Source organism: Vibrio jasicida CAIM 1864 = LMG 25398, assembly GCF_000400365.1.
GTDB lineage: Bacteria > Pseudomonadota > Gammaproteobacteria > Enterobacterales > Vibrionaceae > Vibrio > Vibrio jasicida.
On the sequence record NZ_BAOG01000217.1, the window covers coordinates 1 to 533 of the forward strand.

The window sequence follows — 533 nt, forward strand, 5'->3', positions numbered from 1 at the left end:
GCGGAGCGGACGGGACTCGAACCCGCGACCCCCGGCGTGACAGGCCGGTATTCTAACCAACTGAACTACCGCTCCGCACTGGTTAGACTCTTGAGTCTAAATAAGAACCTGGCGATGTCCTACTCTCACATGGGGAAACCCCACACTACCATCGGCGCTACTTTGTTTCACTTCTGAGTTCGGAATGGAATCAGGTGGGTCCAAAGCGCTATGGCCGCCAAGCAAAATTCTTTACGTTTTGTTTTAAGCTTTGATTTAAAGCGTAAAACAAACAGTAAATGGTGCTGATACCCAGAATCGAACTGGGGACCTCATCCTTACCAAGGATGCGCTCTACCGACTGAGCCATATCAGCACATTATCTGTGTCCATGAGGACTAAAAAAGCCCGCTTTTTCAAACGGGCTCTCTTAACTTTTGTCTTCACCTTCTTAAAAAGGCAAAAACTAAATTTAAAGCCTGGCGATGTCCTACTCTCACATGGGGAAACCCCACACTACCATCGGCGCTAATTCGTTTCACTTCTGAGTTCGG

The 533-nt window shown here is 48.2% G+C and carries 2 tRNA genes and 2 rRNA genes; all 4 read right to left on the minus strand.

Going from position 1 to position 533, the window contains the following annotated elements:
- Window position 1 precedes the first annotated feature (1 nt).
- A tRNA-Asp gene (locus tag VJL_RS26960) sits at window positions 2-75 on the minus strand.
- A gap of 31 nt (window positions 76-106) precedes the next feature.
- Window positions 107-222: ribosomal RNA gene (gene rrf, locus VJL_RS26965) — 5S ribosomal RNA — on the minus strand.
- Between the two features lie 57 nt (window positions 223-279).
- Window positions 280-355 (minus strand) — tRNA-Thr (locus VJL_RS26970).
- Between the two features lie 101 nt (window positions 356-456).
- A 5S ribosomal RNA gene (gene rrf / locus VJL_RS30595) occupies window positions 457-533 on the minus strand; the annotation flags it as partial.